General features: G+C 56.4%; 19 protein-coding genes. 10 read left to right on the plus strand and 9 right to left on the minus strand.

All coding sequences use genetic code 11. The features are described 5' to 3' along the window. The first annotated feature begins 2 nt into the window (after nt 1-2). The 3 genes from L462_RS17305 to atzF all read left to right on the plus strand — a co-directional run bounded on the left by L462_RS17305 (nt 3) and on the right by atzF (nt 6,186). A complete protein-coding gene (locus tag L462_RS17305; protein WP_032678057.1) occupies nt 3-635 on the plus strand; it encodes an urea amidolyase associated protein UAAP2 in 633 nt (210 codons plus the stop codon). A 152-nt stretch (nt 636-787) separates the two neighbouring features. Beyond that, a complete protein-coding gene (gene uca, locus L462_RS17300; RefSeq protein ID WP_032678058.1) occupies nt 788-4,390 on the plus strand; it encodes an urea carboxylase in 3,603 nt (1,200 codons plus the stop codon). Continuing rightward, entirely contained in the window at nt 4,387-6,186 is a 1,800-nt protein-coding gene (gene atzF, locus L462_RS17295) for an allophanate hydrolase (RefSeq protein ID WP_032678059.1), read from the plus strand. Before uca ends, atzF begins: the two co-directional genes overlap by 4 nt. A 19-nt stretch (nt 6,187-6,205) precedes the next feature. Here the strand turns inward: atzF and dmsD are convergent, their stop codons facing one another. The 6 genes from dmsD to catA form a co-directional block, all read right to left on the minus strand. After that, complete coding sequence (gene dmsD / locus L462_RS17290; protein ID WP_014169877.1) at nt 6,206-6,820, minus strand: Tat proofreading chaperone DmsD; 615 nt, start codon at nt 6,818-6,820, stop codon at nt 6,206-6,208. A gap of 42 nt (nt 6,821-6,862) precedes the next feature. Continuing rightward, entirely contained in the window at nt 6,863-7,717 is an 855-nt protein-coding gene (locus L462_RS17285) for a dimethyl sulfoxide reductase anchor subunit family protein (RefSeq protein ID WP_032678060.1), read from the minus strand. Nucleotide 7,718: 1 nt separating this feature from the next. Next, nucleotides 7,719-8,336: a DMSO/selenate family reductase complex B subunit gene (locus L462_RS17280; protein WP_014169373.1), complete on the minus strand. Its 618-nt coding sequence runs from the start codon at nt 8,334-8,336 to the stop codon at nt 7,719-7,721. Nucleotides 8,337-8,346: 10 nt separating this feature from the next. After that, complete coding sequence (gene ynfE, locus L462_RS17275; RefSeq protein ID WP_032678061.1) at nt 8,347-10,785, minus strand: selenate/tellurate reductase subunit YnfE; 2,439 nt, start codon at nt 10,783-10,785, stop codon at nt 8,347-8,349. A gap of 145 nt (nt 10,786-10,930) precedes the next feature. Beyond that, nucleotides 10,931-11,224 (minus strand): DUF1161 domain-containing protein, encoded by a 294-nt coding sequence (locus tag L462_RS17270; RefSeq protein WP_014169881.1) that lies wholly within the window; start codon nt 11,222-11,224, stop codon nt 10,931-10,933. Nucleotides 11,225-11,391: 167 nt separating this feature from the next. Further along, nucleotides 11,392-12,090 carry a type A chloramphenicol O-acetyltransferase gene (catA, locus tag L462_RS17265; RefSeq protein ID WP_014169882.1) on the minus strand — a complete coding sequence of 233 codons (699 nt, stop codon included), beginning with the start codon at nt 12,088-12,090 and terminating at the stop codon, nt 11,392-11,394. A 386-nt stretch (nt 12,091-12,476) separates the two neighbouring features. Between catA and L462_RS17260 the strand changes: the two genes are divergently transcribed. Further along, entirely contained in the window at nt 12,477-13,223 is a 747-nt protein-coding gene (locus L462_RS17260) for a YnfC family lipoprotein (RefSeq protein WP_032670404.1), read from the plus strand. Nucleotides 13,224-13,239: 16 nt separating this feature from the next. Here the strand turns inward: L462_RS17260 and speG are convergent, their stop codons facing one another. Further along, entirely contained in the window at nt 13,240-13,800 is a 561-nt protein-coding gene (gene speG / locus L462_RS17255) for a spermidine N1-acetyltransferase (protein ID WP_020884265.1), read from the minus strand. Beyond that, nucleotides 13,800-14,138 (minus strand): DUF1283 family protein, encoded by a 339-nt coding sequence (locus tag L462_RS17250; RefSeq protein WP_020884264.1) that lies wholly within the window; start codon nt 14,136-14,138, stop codon nt 13,800-13,802. The genes speG and L462_RS17250 overlap by 1 nt, the downstream gene beginning before the upstream one ends. A gap of 152 nt (nt 14,139-14,290) precedes the next feature. On the opposite strand from L462_RS17250, the gene L462_RS17245 reads away from it, so the two are divergent. From L462_RS17245 to L462_RS17225, 5 genes are all read left to right on the plus strand, one after another. Further along, nucleotides 14,291-14,617, plus strand: coding sequence for a YnfA family protein (locus tag L462_RS17245; RefSeq protein ID WP_025204305.1), 327 nt, complete (start codon nt 14,291-14,293; stop codon nt 14,615-14,617). 113 nt (nt 14,618-14,730) lie between these two features. Continuing rightward, nucleotides 14,731-15,945: a starvation-sensing protein RspA gene (rspA, locus tag L462_RS17240; protein ID WP_032678062.1), complete on the plus strand. Its 1,215-nt coding sequence runs from the start codon at nt 14,731-14,733 to the stop codon at nt 15,943-15,945. Nucleotides 15,946-15,959: 14 nt separating this feature from the next. Then, a complete protein-coding gene (locus L462_RS17235) occupies nt 15,960-16,979 on the plus strand; it encodes a Zn-dependent oxidoreductase (RefSeq protein ID WP_025204304.1) in 1,020 nt (339 codons plus the stop codon). Nucleotides 16,980-17,052: 73 nt separating this feature from the next. After that, nucleotides 17,053-18,432: an MFS transporter gene (locus tag L462_RS17230; RefSeq protein ID WP_025204303.1), complete on the plus strand. Its 1,380-nt coding sequence runs from the start codon at nt 17,053-17,055 to the stop codon at nt 18,430-18,432. A 220-nt stretch (nt 18,433-18,652) separates the two neighbouring features. Then, on the plus strand, nt 18,653-20,116 hold the full coding sequence (locus tag L462_RS17225; RefSeq protein ID WP_032678063.1) for a mannitol dehydrogenase family protein: 1,464 nt from the start codon (nt 18,653-18,655) through the stop codon (nt 20,114-20,116). A gap of 43 nt (nt 20,117-20,159) precedes the next feature. Here L462_RS17225 and ydfZ read toward each other — a convergent pair whose 3' ends face one another. After that, nucleotides 20,160-20,363: a putative selenium delivery protein YdfZ gene (gene ydfZ, locus L462_RS17220; protein ID WP_032678064.1), complete on the minus strand. Its 204-nt coding sequence runs from the start codon at nt 20,361-20,363 to the stop codon at nt 20,160-20,162. A 289-nt stretch (nt 20,364-20,652) separates the two neighbouring features. On the opposite strand from ydfZ, the gene L462_RS17215 reads away from it, so the two are divergent. After that, a complete protein-coding gene (locus tag L462_RS17215; protein WP_014169892.1) occupies nt 20,653-21,084 on the plus strand; it encodes a universal stress protein in 432 nt (143 codons plus the stop codon). Nucleotides 21,085-21,113 lie beyond the last annotated feature (29 nt).

Consider the following 21,113-nt stretch of genomic DNA (forward strand, 5'->3'; position numbering starts at 1 on the left):
AAATGACCATGATCTCTGAAAAGCATGTGCAAGACGCGGTATTTCGCCACGTGATCCCGGCAGGTGAACCGTACCTGTTCGAGGTGAAACAAGGGCAGACGTTGCGCCTGCTCGACCTGGAAGGTAACCAGGCGGTCGACACGCTGTTCTACAATGCCGATAACCCGCGTGAACGTTACGATGCGCAGCGCACATTGCGCCGTCAGAACAACGCCTATCTCACGCGTGGCAGCGTCCTGTACTCCAGCCTCGGTAACCCCCTGCTGACCATTATCGACGATACCTGCGGGCGTCACGATACCCTCGGCGGGGCCTGCGCCCAGGAGAGCAACACCGTGCGATACGCCCTCGATAAACGCCATATGCACAGCTGTCGCGATAACTTCCTCTGCGCCTGTCTGCACGATGGCCGTATGCAAAAACGCGACATCACGGCCAACATCAATTTCTTTATGAACGTGCCGGTGACGCCAGAGGGCGGGCTGACGTTTGAAGATGGTATCTCCGCGCCGGGGAAATACGTCGACCTGCGCGCCGAGTGTAACGTCATTGTCTTGATCTCCAACTGTCCACAGCTGAATAACCCCTGCAACGGCTGGAACCCAACGCCTGCTGAGGTGCTGGTATGGAACTGACGCCCACCCGCTGGCAGCGACTGCGCCAGGCGCTGTACCGCCTGTTTGAAGTCCGTGCCGGACGCATTCTGCCGTAACCGCTTTTTCCCCCATGGACGACCATGGGTGAGCCGATTTTCGGCGGGACGACCCGCCACGATTGAGTCTGACCTATGTTGACGACACTCCTGATTGCGAACCGCGGGGCGATAGCCTGCCGCATTTTACGCACCCTGCGCACCATGAAAATCCGTGGTGTGGCAGTCTATTCCGAGGCGGATATCAGCAGCCTGCATATTCGCGAGGCCGATGAAGCGCTGAGTCTGGGCGATGGCCCGGCGGCGAATACCTATCTGGATAGCACGAAGATCATCGCCGCCGCGAAAGCCAGCGGGGCACAGGCCATTCATCCGGGGTACGGCTTTCTCTCGGAAAACGCCGCGTTCGCCGAAGCGTGTGACGCCGCGGGGATTGCCTTTGTGGGCCCCACGCCGGAACAGCTGCGTCTGTTTGGGCTAAAACATACCGCTCGCGCGCTGGCGAAAACGCACGGTGTTCCGATGCTGGAGGGCACCGACCTGCTGGCCGATGTTAACCAGGCCGTCAACGCTGCCGCCGGGGTGGGATATCCGGTGATGCTGAAAAGCACGGCGGGAGGCGGCGGTATCGGTATGCGCGTCTGCTATGACGCAGAAGCGCTGCGTGACGCGTTCGATGCGGTAGTGCGTCTGGGGAAAAATAACTTCAGCGACGCGGGTGTATTTATCGAAAAGTACATCGAGCGGGCGCGTCATCTGGAAGTACAGCTGTTTGGCGACGGCAAGGGCGAGGTGATTGCCCTCGGCGTGCGCGACTGCTCTGTGCAGCGGCGTAACCAGAAAGTGCTGGAGGAGACGCCTGCGCCAAACCTGCCGGCGGGCATGGTGCAGGCAGTGTGCGAGGCGGCGATAACGCTGGGTAAAGCGGTCAACTACCGCAGCGCGGGCACCGTTGAATTCGTTTATGACAGCGACGCCGCCCGCTTTTACTTCCTTGAGGTGAATACCCGTTTGCAGGTGGAGCACGGCGTGACCGAACAGGTGTGGGGCGTGGATCTGGTGCGCTGGATGATCGAACTTGCCGCCGGAACGTTGCCGCCACTGGCGACACTGCGTGACACCCTGAAACCGAAGGGGCATGCCATTCAGGCCAGGATCTATGCCGAGAACCCGGGCCGCCAGTTCCAGCCTTCACCGGGACTGCTCACCGACGTGGCTTTCCCGCCCGATGACCGCGTTACGCTGCGCATCGACAGCTGGGTTGAGGCCGGATGCGAAGTCCCGCCGTTTTTTGACCCCATGTTAGCCAAAATGATCGCCTGGCAGCCGACACGCGAAGCCGCCATCCGCGTGCTGCATACCGCGCTGGGGGAGACCCGTATTTATGGCGTTGAAACCAACCGCAATTATCTGCAGCAGATCCTGACCTTCGCGCCGTTTGCCGCAGGTGAGCCCTGGACCCGCTGTCTTGAGCACCTGATGTACCAGGCGTCCACGCTGGAGGTGCTCAGCGCCGGTACGCAGACCACGGTGCAGGATTACCCGGGACGCACAGGCTACTGGGCGGTTGGCGTTCCGCCATCCGGGCCAATGGACAGCCTGGCGCTGCGTCTGGGTAACCGTCTGCTGGGCAATAAAGACGATGCCGCCGCGCTTGAGATCACCCTCAGCGGCCCGACGCTGAAATTCAACTGCGATGCGCAGCTGGTGGTGACGGGCGCTGAAATTGCGCTCACGCTGGACGGTGAACCGCTGGCCAATAATCACGTTTTTCGCGTCCGTGCGGGCATGACGCTGCGTATGGGAGAGATCCGCGGTGCGGGCGTGCGCAGCTATCTTTGCCTGCGCGGCGGGTTTAACGTGCCGGAATATCTGGGCAGTAAAAGCACCTTCACGCTGGGGCAGTTCGGGGGGCACGCCGGACGGGCGCTCCGTACCGGTGACATTTTGCACCTGGCGCCGTTAATCGAGCCGGTTGCGGACGCGCCGCTGCCGCAGGCGCTGCACACGAGGCTGGACGCGGTGCGCGAACTGCGGGTGATTTACGGCCCGCACGGTGCGCCGGAGTATTTCACGCCGGATTACATCGCGACGTTTTTCGCCACCGAATGGGAGGTGCATTTCAACTCCAGCCGGACGGGGGTACGCCTGATTGGCCCGAAACCGGAATGGGTTCGCGACAGCGGCGGCGAGGCGGGCCTGCATCCGTCGAACATTCATGACAATCCGTATGCCATCGGCGCGGTGGATTTTACCGGCGATATGCCGGTGATCCTCGGCCCGGATGGCCCAAGCCTGGGCGGGTTTGTCTGTCCGGTTACCATCATCGAGGCCGATCTGCACGCGGTAGGGCAACTGAAGGCGGGAGATTACGTTCGCTTTGTGCCGGTGGATATTGCCACCGCGCGACGGCTGGCGCAGGCGCAGGAGCGCCAAATCGCCAGCCTGACCCCGCAACCTGTCATGTGGCAACCTGCCGGTCTGGACTCACCGATTGTGCTGACGCAGGGGACTGACGATAAACGTCTGGTGGCGAGAGTGTCGGGTGATACCCATCTGCTGCTGGAGATTGGCGAGCCAGAGCTGGATCTGGTGCTGCGTTTTCGCGGCCACGCGCTGATGCAGGCGCTGGAGGACCGGGCGCTGAAAGGCGTTATCGATCTCACGCCGGGGATCCGCTCCCTGCAAATTCATTATCAGCCGGAAACGCTGCGCCTGGATAGCCTGCTGGAGGTGATCGCCGGGCTGTGGCAGGGCGTTTGTGACCAGGACTCGCTGGACGTGCCGTCGCGCATCGTCTGGCTGCCGCTCTCCTGGGACGATCCGGCATGTCAGAAAGCCATCGACAAATACATGACCACCGTGCGCCGCGATGCACCGTGGTGCCCGAGTAACCTGGAGTTTATCCGTCGCATAAACGATCTGGCTAACATTGATGAAGTGTATAAAACGGTGTTCGACGCCCGGTATCTGGTGATGGGGCTGGGGGATGTCTACCTCGGCGCGCCGGTGGCCACGCCGCTCGACCCGCGACACCGTCTGGTGACCACCAAATACAATCCGGCGCGTACCTGGACGGCGGAGAACTCGGTGGGCATTGGCGGGGCATACCTCTGCATCTACGGTATGGAAGGGCCGGGCGGGTATCAGTTTGTGGGGCGAACCCTGCAGATGTGGAATCGCTATCGCACGGTAGAGGATTTCGGCGGCAAGCCCTGGCTGCTGCGTTTCTTCGATCAAATTCGCTTTTATCCGGTTTCTGCCGGGGAGTTACAAAATATCCGCCGGGATTTCCCGCTGGGGCGTTATCCGCTGCGTATTGAACACACCACGCTGAAACTGGCGGAGTATCAGCAGTTTCTGGCTGACGAAGCACCTGAGATTGAGGCATTCCGTACGCATCAGCAGGCGGCGTTTAACGCCGAGCGTGAGCGCTGGATAGCGGGCGGGCAGGCGCATTTTGACAGTAGCGATGAACTGACGGATGACGGTGACGACGCGCCGTTACGGTCGGGAGAATCCGGTGTTGAAAGCCCGGTTGCCGGCAACCTGTGGCAGGTGAACGTTGAGGTCGGCAACACCGTGCGCGAAGGCGATGTGCTGGTGGTGCTGGAGTCGATGAAAATGGAGATCCCGTTAGTTGCCACTCAGGACGGTGTGGTCAGTCAGGTCCGTGTCCAGCCGGGGTCGTCGGTGCGGGCGGGCCAGTGCGTGGTCGTTCTGGAGAAAACAGCATGAAGCCTCTTTATGATTTACGTCTCTCTGTGCTGGCAGAGGCATACCGTGAAGGCCAGATCGTCCCGCGTGAGGTGATAACGGCATTACGCGAGCGCGCGCTGGCGCTGAACCCGTCATTTAACGCTTTTATTTATCTGCTCACCCCTGAAGAGCTGGAGCCGTACCTCGCCGCGCTGGAGGGCGTAGCGCCGCACGCGCTGCCGCTGTTCGGCGTGCCCTTTGCCATCAAAGACAATATCGATCTGGCGGGTATCGACACCACCGCCGCCTGTCCGGCATTTGCGTATCGGGCAGAGCAGGATGCAACGATAGTTTCGCAGCTGATTGCGCTGGGGGCGATTCCTCTGGGGAAAACTAACCTCGATCAGTTCGCAACCGGCTTAAACGGTACGCGCTCGCCGTATGGCCCATGTCGTAACAGCGTTCATCCGGATTACCCGTCCGGTGGCTCCAGCGCGGGGTCGTCGCTGGCGGTCGCCCTGGGTCTGGCGAGCTTCGCGCTGGGAACGGACACGGCCGGCAGCGGGCGCGTACCGGCCTCGCTGAATAATCTGGTCGGCCTCAAAGCAACCAAAGGACTCATCTCCACGGCAGGGGTTGTGCCTGCCTGCCGCACGCTGGACTGCGTCACGTTTTTCACCGCGACAGCGGCAGAGGCCAGCCAGCTGCTGGCACTCACGGCGCGACAGGATCCGCGTGACGAATACAGCCGGTCCAACCCGACGTGGAACGGCCCGCAGGCTTTTGGTGTCCCTGCTGCGGGCTTTCGCTTTGGCGTGCCGGAGACGCTGGAGTTTCTCGGCTGTGCAGAAAGCGAGGCACTGTATCACCGCGCGAAGACGGGGCTTATCGCGCTGGGTGGCGTGCCCGTGACTCTCGACTTTGCACCGTTTCTGGCGGCCGCGAAACTGCTCTATGACGGCCCGTGGGTCGCCGAGCGTTATCACCTCGCGGGTGCGCTGATTGAACGCCAGCCCGACGCGGTGTTGCCGGTTATTCGTGATGTCCTGCAAAACGCGCCTGCAGCCACTGCGGTGGCGGCGTTTGACGCGCAGTACAAACTCCAGCGGTATAAAGCCGAGTGCGATGCCATGATGGCCGACCTGGATTGCGTATTAATTCCGACGTATCCCCGCCCGGTGAGTCTGGCTGAGCTGGCCGATGAACCGGTTAAAAGCAACTCGGCGCTGGGCATCTATACCAACTTTATGAACCTGCTCGACTATGCCGCCGTAGCGGTCCCGGTCGGTGAAATGAACAATGGGCTGCCATCCGGCGTCACGCTGTTTGGCCGCGCGTTTACCGATCAGTATCTGCTCAGTCTGGCCGATGCGTTACAACGTCACACAAAATTAACGTTACCGGGCAACCGCGCCATGCTGGACGACGCGCCGACCTGCACCGCAACCCATGACCGCCTGCGGATAGTGGTCTGCGGTGCGCATATGGACGGTCTGGCGCTCAATGTTCAGTTACGTGAGCGCGGAGCACGCCTTGTCGACGCGACCACCAGCGCACCTTATTACCGTCTGTATGCGCTGGCGGACGGTAAACGTCCCGGAATGGTTCGGGTGGCAGACCAGGGGGCCGGGATTGCGGTCGAAGTCTGGGAGCTACCGCACAGCGAAGTGGGGTCGTTTCTCGCCGGGATCCCCGCACCCCTGGGGCTGGGAAAAATCGAGCTGCAGGACGGACGGTGGTTGACCGGGTTTATCTGCGAGGCGTATGGCCTGGAGGGGGCACGGGATATCACGGAATTTGGTGGCTGGAGAGCCTGGCTTGCCCGGAAACGGTGAGCAAGCCAGGGTGCTGGCGTTAGCGGTAGAGCGTTTTTTCCGCGACCGGAATAATTAACGTGTCCTGCCAGTCCGCGAGCGTCAGCTGTGCGAGTTTGCCCAGTGCGGTGTAGAACGGATGCCCGGCGTTTTCAACAAACACGGACAGGAAGCGGGTACTCCACGGCAGCAGGTGCCACGCCAGAAGCTGGTCGCGTTCAGCGTCGCGGCCATTTTCTGCCAGCCACGCGGCCAGTAACAGCAGGGTACCGATGTGATCTTCCGGTTCGTTCTGCTTCATCTCGAAGGCAATGTTGTTTTCACGCATCCACTGGCGCAGCGCGAGGGTGGAGTCGCCGAAGAGCACGGATTCCCGATCCAGCCAGACGGAACCCCACGGCGGTGACGGCAGGGCGTAAGGACCAATAAACAGACGTTGCCAGGCATCTTTCAATGCTTCATCTGCTGGCGTTTTGAACGCATCTGCAACGGGTTGCAGCGTTTCCGGCGCCAGCGGCCAGTCCTGAATCCAGTCGCCTGCGGTGAGCGCCTGCACCAGCGGCGCAGTCTCCTCACTATCCGGAGCAAAATAAAACAGCGCGCCCAGTACCCGGGCGCTGAACGCGAACGAATCACGCTGTGAGACTTCTTTCATGACTACCTTCCTTGCTCGCGCGGAGTAGCCCGCGCGACTGTGTTAACCCGCAATCGCCATACCTGCGGTCATGTGCAGACCATAGAAAAGACCACGGCCAATCAGTTCACCCACGACGACCAGTATCACGCCTGCAAAAAGAGCGAAGGCTTTAGGCTCCTGCCGACGCATCAGCGGGCACAACCAGCAGCCGAGTCCGGCGGCAAGCAGTACGATACGCCAGATTTGCAGTGCGCCATAGTCAGGCAGCAGGGTACTCGCCTGTTGAACGGAACTGTGGATTGTCGCCAGGTCATTACTCTGCAGCACGATGACCGCCACGCAGGCCAGGAGTGCCAGCATGCTGACAGAGGCCGCGAATGTGCTTTTATATGTCGTGTTTGCCACGCGCAGCAACAGGGCTGCAAACAGCGGCCCCCCCAATACCAGCGTCAGGAAAAAGGCCAGCGTGGTGTAACCCGTGTACCAGGTCGGTACGGTATCAATTTGATAAACCCGGGTCATCGCCCAGACAAAGACAACGCCCAGGATCTGGCTAACGACCAGCCAGATTTTACCCAGTGCCGGGGGCATTTTACCGATAACGGATACCAGCCACCAGAAACCGCCCACGGCAAAGAAAATGGATCCCGCGGCAATTTCGTTACTGAGCGCCGAAGCACCCACGCGGTTGAGCGAGTTAAAGGCCCGGAGCGGGGAGCCAAGGTGCAGCACGGACGCCAAAAATCCGATGCCCATCACCAGCCACAGATAGAACATACTGCGGACAAGGCGTGTTTTCACCGCGTCGTCTTTTTCAGTAAGCCAGACGAGCCCCATAACGATCAATGCCCCGGCGACGCACTGTCCGAAGACGGTGAAGATCACCAGCGGCCATTCATGCCATCCACTTCCCATCTCACACCTCTTTCGGGTTTGCCAGGTAGCCGGTGGTATCCCCTGTCGGGCGGCTGTTGGCGTTAGGTTTAATCACGATGCTTGGCTTCGTGAAGTGCGCGGACGGCAGCGGCGCGACGGCCGCCAGCTGACCATGTTTTTTACGCAGTTCGTCGATAGGACCGAAGTCCAGCGCACGCAGCGGGCAGGACTCCACGCAGATCGGCTTTTTGCCGTCTGCCACGCGGGTGTGGCAGCCGTCACACTTGGTCATATGGCCTTTGGCGGCATTGTACTGCGGGGCACCGTACGGACAGGCCATGTGGCAGTAGCGACAGCCGATGCAGACATCTTCATCCACCACCACGAACCCGTCGTCACGCTTGTGCATCGCCCCGCTCGGGCAGACCTTGGTGCAGGCCGGGTCTTCGCAGTGGTTGCAGGCAATCGACAGGTAGTAGGCAAACACGTTCTGGTGCCAGACACCGTTGTCTTCCTGCCAGTCACCGCCCGCGTATTCGTAAATACGACGGAAGCTGACGTCCGGGGTTAAATCTTTGTAATCCTTGCAGGCGAGCTCGCAGGTTTTGCACCCGGTGCAGCGGCTGGAATCAATAAAAAATCCATACTGAGTGGTCATCACTTACTCCTTACGCCTTCTCGATCTGCACCAGATTGGTGTGCTGCGGGTTACCTTTGGCCAGCGGTGACGGGCGGTGCGTGGTCAGGGTGTTGATGCATGAACCGTGGTCGACACGATCGCCGTTCATATTGGCGTCATGCCAGGCTCCCTGGCCCATCGCGCTCACGCCGGGCATGATGCGCGGTGTGACTTTCGCTTCGATGCGCACCTCGCCGCGATCGTTAAACACGCGCACCGTATCGCCATTTTTGATGCCGCGTTGCGCCGCGTCCACGGGGTTAAGCCAGACCTCCTGACGGCAGGCGGCTTTCAGCACGTCGACATTGCCGTAGCTGGAGTGGGTGCGAGCTTTGAAGTGGAAGCCGAAGAGCTGCAGCGGGAATTTATGGCGTTCCGGGGCGTCCCAGCCGTCGAAGGTCGAGGCGTAGACCGGCAGCGGGCTGATGGTTTCGTCGTCGGCGAGCTCCCAGGTAGCCGCAATCTCTGCCAGCTTGCTGGAGTAAATTTCAATCTTGCCCGAGGGGGTGTTGAGCGGATGAGCCTGCGGATCATCGCGGAATTTTTTATAGGCCACGAAGTGCCCGGCCGGATCTTTACGCTTATAAATACCCCTCTCTTTCAGTTCGTCATAGGACGGCAACTGCGGATCTTTGTCGAGCATTTTGGCATACAGATACTGCAGCCACTGCGCCTGGGTACGTCCTTCGGTAAATCGCTGATGAATATCCGGGCCGAGGCGTTTCGCCACTTCACTCATGATCCAGTAGATCGGTTTGCGCTCAAATTTCGGCGCGGTCACGGGCTGAAGGAAAATCAGGTAGCCCATGTTGCCTGCATAATCGTTAGGAATAATGTCTTCCTGCTCAACGGTCATTAAATCGGGCAGCAGGATGTCAGCATATTTCGCCGACGAGGTCATAAAGTTGTCGATCACCACGATGGTTTCGCATTTACTCTCGTCCTGCAGAATATCGTGGGTTTTGTTGATGTCGGAATGCTGGTTGATGATGGTGTTGCCAGCGTAGTTCCAGATGAATTTGATCGGCACATCCAGCTTCTCTTTTCCCCGCACGCCGTCGCGCAGGGCGGTCATTTCGGGTCCGCGCGCGATGGCGTCGGTCCAGCTAAAGCATGAGATTTGCGTTTTCACCGGGTTATCCGGCAGTGGCATACGCTCAATGGTGATCGTGTAGGTCGATTCACGCGCGCCGCTGTTACCGCCGTTGATACCGACGTTTCCGGTCAAAATCGGCAACATGGCAATGGCGCGGGAGGTCAGCTCGCCGTTGGCCTGGCGCTGTGGGCCCCAGCCCTGACAGATGTAGGCCGGTTTGGTACTGCCAATTTCCCGTGCAAGCTTGATGATGCGATCGGCCGGTATGCCTGTGATGCGCGAGGCCCATTCCGGCGTTTTGGCGATGCCATCATCACCCTGACCGAGAATATACGCTTTGTAATGCCCGTTAGCAGGCGCACCTTCCGGCAGCGTTTTTTCGTCATAGCCGACGCAGTACGTGTCGAGGAACGGCTGATCGACAAGGTTTTCGTCGATCAGTACCCAGGCGATACCCGCGACCAGCGCGGCGTCCGTCCCCGGACGAATCGGGATCCACTCGTCTTCGCGCCCGGCGGCGGTGTCGGTATACCGCGGATCGATGACGATCATGCGCGCGTGAGAGCGCTCGCGGGCCTGCTCGAGATAATAGGTTATCCCGCCGCCACTCATGCGCGTCTCTGCCGGGTTATTACCGAACATCACCACCAGCTTCGTGTTTTCAATATCTGAGGTGCTGTTGCCATCGTTGCTGCCGTAGGTGTAGGGCATTGCACAGGCTATTTGCGCGGTGCTGTATGTGCCATAGTGGCTTAAAAAGCCGCCGTAGCAGTTCATCAGACGCGCGACCAGCGAAGCATAAGGGGAGGAGCGGGTGATATTGCCGCCCACAATGCCGGAGGAGTAGTTAATGTAGACCGCTTCGTTGCCGTATTTTTCGACGACATCTTTCAGGCTGCGGGTAAGGGTGTCCAGGGCTTCATCCCATGAGATACGCTCAAATTTTCCTTCACCGCGTTTCCCTACGCGCTTCATGGGGTAGTTCAGACGATCGGGGTGATTGATCCGACGGCGAATAGAACGCCCGCGCAGGCAGGCGCGAACCTGATGATTGCCATAAATATCCTCACCGGTGTTATCCGTTTCGACCCAGTAAACTTCTTCATCACGGACGTGAAGGCGCAGCGCACAACGGCTCCCGCAGTTGACCGAGCAGGCACCCCAGACCACTTTGTCTTCAGCGGGCTTTACGGCGTTTTGTACCGCGGCAGCGGCGCTTTTGAGGCCAAAAGGCAGTGAAATCCCCCCGGCGGCAAGTGCCAGAGAGCCTATTGCAGTGGATTTAACCAACGTTCGACGGCTGATCCCGCCGTGATTTTCGACATCGGACATAACTCACCCCATCATTTTAATTGCGTATTATTTTCGCCCGTGATTACAACCGGGCTAATGATGGGGTGAATGTTACTTATTTGGAGGTATTAAATATTAATCCTCATCAAGTCAAAGGGAATTGGCCGCGAGAAAGTGATTAAAATCACTGAGGTTCGCCCTGACCATTATCCTGCATCCCTGATGCGGCACCGCTACCGGTGCGGGTATAGAGAATTTTAAAGGTATCGTTCGCACAATGACCGACAACCTGTGCATCCGGCTGGTCAGCCTGATCGTTTGGCACAATATTCAACGTAAAGCCGGACTCGGGCACGCCGTTATTGATGATTTTCTGTTGAATGTCGCTTTTTACGCGCTCGCAGGAATCCGGGGCAGCTAGAGCCGCTGTAGAAGCGCTCATTAACAGCAGGGCGGTAATCCAGGGTAACCGTTTCATCTGTAGCTCCTTTTCTCTGTGTGTCGGTTAAGCTTAGCAGGGTTCGTGTAAGCTTTTGTTATTGGGGATAACTTTCTGAACAATCTTATACAGGCTTCCTGCGCTCATTTTCCCCAATTTCCATCAACACGTCCTGCGGGCGGTTATACCCGCCCGGCATCGCGACGCTAAGCGCGGTGCGTTTTGCTCTGCACCTGTCGTTCGCCGGAGTGATGCCGTAAGTCATCACACATCGCCTGTAACTCATTGAACAATCTTGCCACATGGAAACCATCGCACACGGAATGATGGACCTGCACGGCGAGGGGCAACAATACTTTTCCACCCTGGTTGACGTATTTCCCCATAGTGAACATGGGGGCAAAAAAGTTCTGCATATTGGCTACGTTGATATTAAAACTGGTAAAACTTGACCAGGGGATCGCCGACACGAAAAATACATTTTCCCGCGACTCTTCCTTCGGCCAATAAGAAAGGGTATTACCATAGCGAGCAACATCTTCCGAATAAACGTTCTGGAAATGGTCAATATTGCCATCGAAGTGACTCCATAAAGAAGAAAAGGTCTCCGTTTCATTATGGAAAATGGTATAGCTTGGATGAATTTCATTCCATATGACAAGTTCATTGTTCTTCATGGCCATACGGAATTCCGAATGGTTGTTGACGATTTTAGAAAGGAGGGAAATCATCGTCGGATAAAATTTCCAGCCCAGTTCTTTTATATCCTTGAGCAATGCGGTGATGTCTATTTGAACAGTTTGATTAAATGTAGATTGAGCAAAGGACTGAAATACCTCGAAATGTTCTTTTCTGGCCCAACGTGATAAGTCAACAGGCGTATATTCAGGGATTGTTTTTTTCATTTTTTAACCTTTGATGAGCAATCAAAAATCAGCGTTTTGCCTACGTTTTTTCATGAATAAAGAAAGCATAGAGATTCCAGGCGGTTTTGGACGCGAACGCATTTGTGAGGGTAGCGCATCCTTATAGAGGAAGAAAGGGGATGTTAAACATTTAATATATCAAAGAAAAAAGTTAGATGGCGCAATCTGCCGGCGTTTTCATGTTGTTAATATGTCACAGAATATCCGTCATGCGCTCAAAGCAGGTGTGTTTCCTGTTCAACAGAGGGCACAGCGCCTTCTCGTTCTGGCGAGGTTTTGCAGAGGGCAAGAGAGATTAATGCATTGATTGTACGTCTCTTTTCGCCTGACATTTTGCTATCGTGTGAACAACGGTATTTGCTAATATGATCGGGAATACTCTCCCTGATTCGGTAAATGATGTGAAGAACTACGCAGCGATAACGCTACTGGCAGCAACACTGGTGGGGTGCGACAACCCTTCCGCGCCGCTGTCGTTTACGCCCGAGATGGCGAGCTTCTCCAATGAATTTGATTTTGACCCTCTGCGCGGCCCGGTAAAAGACTTCACCCAGACACTGTTCAATGACAAAGGTGAAGTCTCCAAACGGGTAACCGGTACGATGTCGACGGAAGGGTGTTTCGATACCCTCGAACTGCACGACCTCGAGGCCAATACCGGCGTGGCGCTGGTACTGGATGCTAATTACTACCTTGATGCGGAAACCCAGCAGCGAAAAGTGAAACTGCAGGGGAAATGCCAGCTGGCCGAATTGCCGTCGGCGGGCGTAACGTGGGATACCGACGATAACGGGTTTGTGGTGGCGGCGCACGGCAAAGAGATGGAAGTGAAGTACCGCTATGATGCGGATGGCTATCCGCTGGGGAAAACCACCGTCTCCGGGGACCAGCATTTATCCGTCCAGTCGACGCCGTCTAAAGACCTTCGCAAAAGAATGGATTACTCCGCCGTGAGCATGCTGAATGACAAACCGCTGGGCAACGTCAATCAGAGCTGCGATTACGATCGACACAATAATCCGGTGAGTTGCGATCTGACGATCACCGACAACAGCGTGAAGCCCGCCGTTGAGCGCAAGTACACCATTAAGAACAGTATTGAATACTACTGAGAAAAAGCCGCGCAGGTTACTGCGCGGTGGGTTTCAGCAGGCTGGCGCCTGACGGTTTGTGTCCGGCCAGGTGCTGATGCTGGAAGATGCACATGCGAATGGTGTTGCGGTATTCACCGTTGATAAAGAACTCGTGAACCAGTTCGCCTTCCACCATAAAGCCCAGCTTGCGGTAGATATGGATCGCTTTCTCGTTCTCTTTATCCACGATGAGATAAAGCTTGTAGAGATTGAGGACGTTGAATCCGTAATCCATCGCCAGCTTCGCCGCCCGCGTGGCAAGACCTTTCCCCTGATGCTCAGGTGAAATGATAATCTGGAATTCTGCCCGACGATGAACGTGGTTGATCTCAACCAGTTCCACCAGACCGGCTTTTTCACCTTCACACTCCACGACAAAACGGCGTTCGCTTTGATCGTGAATGTGCTTGTCGTAGAGATCCGACAGCTCAACAAACGCCTCGTAAGGCTCTTCGAACCAGTAGCGCATCACGCTGGCGTTATTGTCGAGCTGGTGGACGAAGCGCAGGTCTTCACGCTCCAGCGGGCGGAGCTTAACGTCACACTGCACTGACATTATGGCGCGACCGTGCGGCCAGTACGACGATCCAGGCAGCGCAGGGTATTTGGCTCCCAGTAGGCGTTAACGTTGGCACTTTGCTGACACTTATCGCGCGCGTCGAAAGCGACATCTTCTTTGTCCCACTCTTTTTCAACACGTTTGTTCACCTTCTGGCGAAGGCTACGGGTGTCATTCCATTGTTCTTTGTCCATGGCGGCGTTCTGACGGCTTTGCGCGCTGTCGCCAGACTCAATAATGAGTTTGCTGGTTTCAGCGGTGGCAGAGGCGGCAAAGGCGAACGATGACAGCGCCAGCAGGGCTGTCAGACAAAGGCGTTTGCTTAATGTAGTCATAGCGTTTCCTTTTAAATGGGCGCAGATAATTAAGTTATCCCGTTCAGATTCTACACCAAAGAGAAATAACGGCATACCCGCGGCACGGGTATGGAAAAGTAAACGATATCATCAGGTATGATGTCTAAATAAATCATCACATGACCGTAAATATGCTCAAAACCACTCTGCTTTTTTTTGCCACTGCGCTGTGTGAAATCATCGGCTGCTTCCTTCCGTGGCTCTGGCTGAAGAAGGGGGCAACCGTCTTCCTGCTGATCCCGGCGGGCATTGCGCTGGCCCTGTTTGTCTGGCTGTTGACGCTGCACCCGGCGGCCAGCGGGCGCGTCTACGCCGCTTATGGCGGGGTTTATGTCTGTACCGCGCTGCTGTGGTTACGCGTGGTGGATGGTGTGAAGCTCAGCGCCTATGACTGGGCCGGGGCGCTGGTTGCGCTGTGCGGCATGTTGATTATTGTTGCCGGATGGGGGCGCGCCTGAGCGCCCGATTTTTTTGTGACCGTTCGCTGATTTTATGATCATTATACTTGTATGGTAGTAGTGCAGAAGAGTAAGTTTCCAGCATCACAATGAGCGATGTAAGGAAATGGATTATGAAGATTGTCGGGGCTGAAGTCTTTGTTACCTGCCCGGGGCGTAACTTTGTCACCCTTAAAATTACCACCGACGAGGGCATCGTCGGCCTGGGTGATGCCACCCTCAACGGACGTGAACTTTCGGTGGCCTCTTATCTGAAAGATCACCTCTGCCCGCAGTTGATCGGCCGTGATGCGCACCGCATTGAGGATATCTGGCAGTTCTTCTATAAAGGCGCCTACTGGCGTCGTGGTCCGGTCACCATGTCGGCCATTTCCGCCGTGGATATGGCACTGTGGGATATCAAAGCCAAAGCGGCCAATATGCCGCTCTACCAGCTGCTGGGCGGCGCATCCCGGGAAGGGGTGATGGTCTATTGTCATACCACCGGACACTCCATTGATGACGTGCTGGAAGATTACGCCCGGCATAAAGAGATGGGCTTTAAGGCAATCCGCGTCCAGTGCGGCGTGCCGGGTATGAAAACCACCTATGGCATGTCGAAAGGAAAAGGGCTGGCCTACGAGCCCGCCACTAAAGGTGACTGGCCGGAAGAGCAGCTCTGGTCCACTGAAAAATACCTCGATTTCACACCGAAGCTGTTCGATGCGGTGCGCAGTAAGTTTGGCTTTAATGAGCATCTTTTGCACGACATGCACCACCGTTTGACCCCGATTGAGGCAGCGCGATTCGGTAAGAGCATTGAAGCATTCCGTATGTTCTGGATGGAAGATCCTACGCCAGCGGAAAACCAGGCCTGCTTCCGTCTGATCCGTCAGCACACGGTCACGCCGATTGCGGTTGGAGAAGTGTTTAACAGCATCTGGGACTGCAAACTGCTTATTGAAGAGCAGCTTATCGACTATATCCGCACCACCATTACCCACGCGGGCGGCATCACCGGCATGCGGCGCATCGCGGACTTCGCCTCGCTTTATCAGGTGCGTACCGGCTCACATGGACCGTCGGATCTGTCGCCTGTTTGCCACGCCGCCGCGCTGCATTTTGACCTGTGGGTGCCAAACTTTGGTGTACAGGAATATATGGGTTACTCCGAACAAATGCTGGAGGTCTTCCCGCACAGCTGGCGCTTTGATAATGGCTATATGCATCCGGGCGACAAACCCGGGCTGGGTATTGAATTTGACGAAAAACTGGCGGCGAAATACCCGTACGATCCTGCCTATCTTCCGGTTGCCCGTCTCGAAGATGGCACGTTGTGGAACTGGTAAACGAGGAGCGAACGATGAAAAGCGTAGTGATTCAACAACCCAATGCACTGGTGATTGAAGATCGTCCACTCCCGGAACCCGCGGCAGGTGAAGTGCGCGTCAACGTCAAACTGGCCGGTATTTGCGGTTCAGACAGCCATATTTACCGCGGGCATAATCCGTTTGCGCGATACCCGCGCGTGATTGGCCATGAATTTTTTGGTGAGATTGATGCCGTTGGTGAGGGAGTTGACCCGGCCCGCGTGGGCGAACGCGTATCGGTTGACCCGGTGATCAGCTGCGGACACTGCTATCCGTGCTCCGTGGGCAAACCCAATGTCTGTACCTCTCTGGTGGTGCTGGGCGTTCATCGCGACGGAGGCTTTAGTGAGTATGCCGTCGTACCGGCAAAAAATGCCTGGGTTGTTCCGGACGCTATTCCTGATAAACACGCGGTAATGATCGAGCCGTTCACGATTGCCGCTAACGTGACGGGCCACGCACAACCCACCGGGCAGGATATCGCCCTGATCTACGGCGCAGGTCCCATGGGGCTTGTCACCGTCCAGGCGCTGAAAGGTGTCTATAAGGTGAAGCAGGTTATCGTAGTCGATCGGATCAATGAACGGCTGGCGATGGCGCAACGCAGCGGCGCGGACTGGGTGTTCAACAACGCAGAGCTGTCGTTACAGGCGGCGCTGGAAGAAAAAGGGATCAAACCGACGCTTATTATTGACGCAGCCTGTCATCCGACAATTTTACAGGAAGCCATCACCATTGCCTCTCCGGCGGCACGCATCGTGCTGATGGGGTTTTCCAGCGACCCAAGCCAGATTGTTCAGCAGGGGATCACCGGAAAAGAGCTGGCGATATTCTCATCACGGCTGAATGCCAACAAATTCCCCGTCGTCATCGACTGGCTGGAAAAGGGGCTGATCGACCCGGACAAACTGATCACCCACACCTTTGACTATCACCACGTAACAGACGCCATCGAACGGTTTGAAAAAGATCAGCGGCAGTGCTGCAAAGTCTTACTCACGTTCGGGCAATAATAATTCACGCGGTTAAGAGCCTGCGCAGACAGGCTCTGAGTGGTACGCATCTTACCTTGCAGAGATAGCCATTATGACGCAAACACAACCACAAAGAACGACTTCAGATCTGGTGAAAGCCGCCGTTTCCGGCTGGCTGGGTACCGCACTGGAGTTTATGGATTTCCAGCTCTATTCGCTGGGGGCCGCACTGGTATTCCATGAGATCTTCTTCCCGGAACAATCGGCCGCAATGGCGCTGATTCTGGCGATGGGGACGTACGGCGCAGGCTATATCGCGCGCATTGTCGGCGCCTTTATCTTCGGGCGAATGGGCGACAGTATTGGCCGTAAAAAGGTGCTGTTTATCACCATTACTATGATGGGGATCTGCACGACCCTGATCGGGGTCTTGCCGACCTACGCGCAGATTGGGATTTTCGCGCCCGTCCTGTTAGTGACGCTGCGTATTATCCAGGGGCTGGGGGCAGGGGCTGAAATCTCCGGCGCCGGGACCATGCTGGCGGAGTACGCCCCTAAAGGGAAACGCGGCATTATCTCCTCGCTGGTGGCGATGGGCACCAACTGCGGGACGCTAAGTGCAACGGCTATCTGGGCAGTTATGTTCTTTGCCCTCGACCGCGAACAGTTGGTTGCCTGGGGCTGGCGTGTACCGTTTCTTGCAAGCGTGGTGGTAATGATCTTCGCCATCTGGCTGCGAATGAACCTCAAGGAGAGCCCGGTATTTGAAAAAGTGAACGAGGCTGAGACAACCGCACCGGTGACAAAACACGATTTATCATTTGCAGCGATGGTGAAGAGTAAGTCCTTCTGGCTGGCAACCGGGCTGCGTTTTGGTCAGGCGGGGAATTCGGGACTGATCCAGACGTTTCTTGCCGGGTATCTGGTTCAGACGCTGCTGTTCGATAAAGCGATCCCCACCGATGCACTGATGATAAGCTCAATTCTCGGGTTTATCTCTATCCCGCTGTTGGGCTGGCTCTCCGATAAAGTGGGGCGTCGTCTGCCGTACATTCTGCTCAATATCTCCGCCATTATTCTGGCGTACCCGATGCTGTCGATTATCGTTGATAAGAGCTATGCGCCGGGTGTGATCATGCTTTCCATCATCGTTATCCATAATTTCGCCGTACTGGGACTGTTCGCCCTGGAAAACATCACGATGGCGGAGATGTTTGGCTCGCGTAACCGCTTTACCCGGATGGCTATCTCAAAAGAGGCGGGCGGGCTGGTGGCGGTAGGCTTCGGGCCAGTGCTCGCCGGGATCTTCTGCAATATGACCGGTTCCTGGTGGCCAATTGTCGCCATGATGATCGCCTACTCCGTGATTGGGCTCATCGCCGCCATCTGCATGCCAGAGGTCTGCGATCGTGATTTGAGCGTGGCGGAAGATGCGGCGGAGGGGCCGGCACGTGATTCCGTTGGCTATGGGGCGGTTTCATCGCGGCGGTAATGGTTTATATCTTTAGTGACCTGTCACACAACTTTATGTTCATGTCACACCACATGCGTAAAAGTTAATATAAATCAAAATCTCAAACTGCAGGATCAGTATGGTTAATGGCAGTTCTTTTTTACCCCGACTGCCATTCTAGTTGGTGTAGTCAGCAGGCGCTGCTGCTCGTTTAGAGCGGCAGCGAATCCCAGCGTACATAACTTAACGAGTCTTAATCATGGAAAACCGGTTATTACAGGCGAAAGCGACGCTTCCTCAGTACGATCGCGATCGCCTCAAGGCACGCATTGTTCATTTAGGGTTTGGCGCATTTCACCGTGCGCACCAGGCGGTGTACGCCGACATTCTCGCCGCGGAACACAACAGCGACTGGGGTTACTGTGAGGTAAACCTGATTGGCGGTGAACAGCAGATTGCCGATCTGAACGCACAGGATCATCTCTACACCGTGGCGGAAATGTCTGCCGATGCGTGGACATCGCGGGTGGTGGGCGTGGTCAGGAACGCACTGCATGCACAGGTTGACGGGCTGGAACGCGTGCTGGCCGCACTGTGTGAGCCGCAGGTGGCGATTGTCTCGCTCACCATTACTGAAAAGGGATATTGCCACTCGCCGGCGACCGGGAAACTGATGCTCGATCACCCGTTAATCGCCGCCGACCTGAAAAACCCGCATCAGCCGAAATCTGCGCCGGGTGTGGTGGTGGAAGCACTCGCGCGACGCAAAGCTGCCGGGCTGCCCGCGTTTAGCGTCATGTCCTGTGACAATATGCCGGAGAACGGTCACGTCATGCGTAATGTGACCTGCGCTTATGCCCGTGCGGTTGACGGCGAGCTGGCAGACTGGATTGAATCCAGCGTCACTTTCCCGTCCACCATGGTGGATCGCATTGTTCCCGCGGTTACACCGGAGACGCTGGATAAAATTGAACAGCTGACCGGCGTTCGTGACCCGGCAGGCGTGGCGTGCGAACCGTTCCGTCAGTGGGTGATTGAGGACAACTTTGTTGCAGGCCGTCCGCAGTGGGAAAAGGCCGGGGCGGAGCTGGTTTCAGACGTCATTCCGTTTGAAGAGATGAAGCTGCGCATGCTTAACGGCAGTCACTCTTTCCTCGCGTATCTTGGCTATCTGGCGGGGTACCCGCACATCAACGACTGCATGGAAGACGAACACTACCGTACTGCCGCCCATGCGCTGATGCTGAACGAGCAGGCGCCGACCTTAAAAGTGAAAGGCGTTGATTTAGGCCACTATGCAGACCTGTTGATTGCCCGCTACAGCAACCCGGCGTTACGTCACCGTACCTGGCAAATCGCAATGGACGGCAGCCAGAAGCTCCCGCAGCGTATGCTCGATTCCGTGCGCTGGCATCTGGTGCATCAAAAAAGCTTCCCGCTGCTGGCATTAGGCATTGCAGGCTGGATGCGGTATGTCGGTGGTGTCGATGAGCAGGGCAACGCTATCGACGTGAGCGACCCGCAGCTGGCGGTCATTCAGGCGGCGGTGAAGGGAAGTGCTGAGGGCGAAGACCGGGTGAAGGCGCTGCTGGGCATTGAGGCCATTTTTGGCAAAGAACTCCCGCATGAAACCGTCTTTGTGGATGCGGTACTGCGTGCTTACCAGACGTTAGTGCAAAAAGGTGCAAAAGCCACGGTCGCAGAGTACGCGGCGAACGGCTAAGTCATCACATGCCGCCGCGTGCGGCGGCATGATGTCGCATGAATCAGTGCATACCCAGGCGAATCAGTTCAATCGGTTCGAACTTACCTTCACAACCTTCCACTTCTACCGTTTTGCTGCGACGCACCTGCGCGGCATCCAGCCCTTCGCTGTGGATCGCTTTAATCACGCCGGTGTGTCCTGTGGCATTGATCATTACACGGCTGCCGGTGGTAATTGCGTTACGGTTACGGTCGTATGTTATCATGGTATTTTCTCCTCTCTCACTTATCCGTTACGGCGCTATTTCAGGTTTCACCGTTCACGGGGCACTATAAATACGCCTGTCTGCATCTCATTTTTTTGTTTTTGATCAAATTCACACTTTTTTCTCAATATTGTTGGGTGCTGACGGTTCACGACAGCAATTTACAAAGCCCACATTTATTTTCCTTTATTGATAGTTTCTGCTGGCAAGCGTTTAGGGTTTGTTTATATTCCGGCTGTCATTCTTGAAGCAGGGAATACCCCTTTCACAGGAATAAGGAGTCAGGCTTATGTATAAGAAGATTTTAATGCCTGTTGATGTATTTGAAATGGAATTGAGCGACAAAGCGGTTCGCCACGCGGCCAACCTTGCAAAGGCGGAAGGTGCGTCGATTACGCTGGTGAACATTCTCCCCAACAGCAGCCGCTCGTTGCTGCGTGGATTCAACGCCGATATCAAAAAGTTTGAAGCGTTTATGACCGCGGAATCCGGGAAGAAAATGAACGAGCTAAAAAGGCTGTTTGATCTCCCCGGGGAAAATATCCACAGCCTGGTCTGCTTTGGCAACGTGCGTGACGAAATTATCAAACTGAGCAAAGAAGGGGAATATGACGTGATCGTCATCGGGTCGAAAAACCCGAGCATCAGCACCCATCTGCTCGGTTCAAATGCGGAATCTATCCTGCGCTATGCGAGTATTCCGGTGCTGGTGGTTCGCTAATCTCTTCGCCGCAACCGAAACGGGGGCGG

The organism is Enterobacter sp. BIDMC 26 (genome assembly GCF_000534435.1).
In the GTDB taxonomy this organism is placed as follows: Bacteria; Pseudomonadota; Gammaproteobacteria; order Enterobacterales; family Enterobacteriaceae; genus Enterobacter; species Enterobacter ludwigii.

Excerpts from the sequence above, each read along its gene's own strand:
- L462_RS17285 (WP_032678060.1), bottom strand. The coding sequence starts at position 7,717 with ATGGGAAGTGGATGGCATGAATGGCCGCTGGTGATCTTCACCGTCTTC.
- L462_RS17250 (WP_020884264.1), bottom strand. The coding sequence starts at position 14,138 with ATGACTACATTAAGCAAACGCCTTTGTCTGACAGCCCTGCTGGCGCTG.
- speG (WP_020884265.1), bottom strand. The coding sequence starts at position 13,800 with ATGTCAGTGCAGTGTGACGTTAAGCTCCGCCCGCTGGAGCGTGAAGAC.
- ydfZ (WP_032678064.1), bottom strand. The coding sequence starts at position 20,363 with ATGATAACATACGACCGTAACCGTAACGCAATTACCACCGGCAGCCGT.
- L462_RS17280 (WP_014169373.1), bottom strand. The coding sequence starts at position 8,336 with ATGACCACTCAGTATGGATTTTTTATTGATTCCAGCCGCTGCACCGGG.
- L462_RS17260 (WP_032670404.1), top strand. The coding sequence starts at position 12,477 with ATGATCGGGAATACTCTCCCTGATTCGGTAAATGATGTGAAGAACTAC.
- L462_RS17245 (WP_025204305.1), top strand. The coding sequence starts at position 14,291 with ATGCTCAAAACCACTCTGCTTTTTTTTGCCACTGCGCTGTGTGAAATC.
- dmsD (WP_014169877.1), bottom strand. The coding sequence starts at position 6,820 with ATGAAAGAAGTCTCACAGCGTGATTCGTTCGCGTTCAGCGCCCGGGTA.
- ynfE (WP_032678061.1), bottom strand. The coding sequence starts at position 10,785 with ATGTCCGATGTCGAAAATCACGGCGGGATCAGCCGTCGAACGTTGGTT.
- L462_RS17235 (WP_025204304.1), top strand. The coding sequence starts at position 15,960 with ATGAAAAGCGTAGTGATTCAACAACCCAATGCACTGGTGATTGAAGAT.
- uca (WP_032678058.1), top strand. The coding sequence starts at position 788 with ATGTTGACGACACTCCTGATTGCGAACCGCGGGGCGATAGCCTGCCGC.
- atzF (WP_032678059.1), top strand. The coding sequence starts at position 4,387 with ATGAAGCCTCTTTATGATTTACGTCTCTCTGTGCTGGCAGAGGCATAC.
- catA (WP_014169882.1), bottom strand. The coding sequence starts at position 12,090 with ATGAAAAAAACAATCCCTGAATATACGCCTGTTGACTTATCACGTTGG.
- L462_RS17215 (WP_014169892.1), top strand. The coding sequence starts at position 20,653 with ATGTATAAGAAGATTTTAATGCCTGTTGATGTATTTGAAATGGAATTG.
- L462_RS17230 (WP_025204303.1), top strand. The coding sequence starts at position 17,053 with ATGACGCAAACACAACCACAAAGAACGACTTCAGATCTGGTGAAAGCC.
- L462_RS17305 (WP_032678057.1), top strand. The coding sequence starts at position 3 with ATGACCATGATCTCTGAAAAGCATGTGCAAGACGCGGTATTTCGCCAC.
- L462_RS17270 (WP_014169881.1), bottom strand. The coding sequence starts at position 11,224 with ATGAAACGGTTACCCTGGATTACCGCCCTGCTGTTAATGAGCGCTTCT.
- rspA (WP_032678062.1), top strand. The coding sequence starts at position 14,731 with ATGAAGATTGTCGGGGCTGAAGTCTTTGTTACCTGCCCGGGGCGTAAC.
- L462_RS17225 (WP_032678063.1), top strand. The coding sequence starts at position 18,653 with ATGGAAAACCGGTTATTACAGGCGAAAGCGACGCTTCCTCAGTACGAT.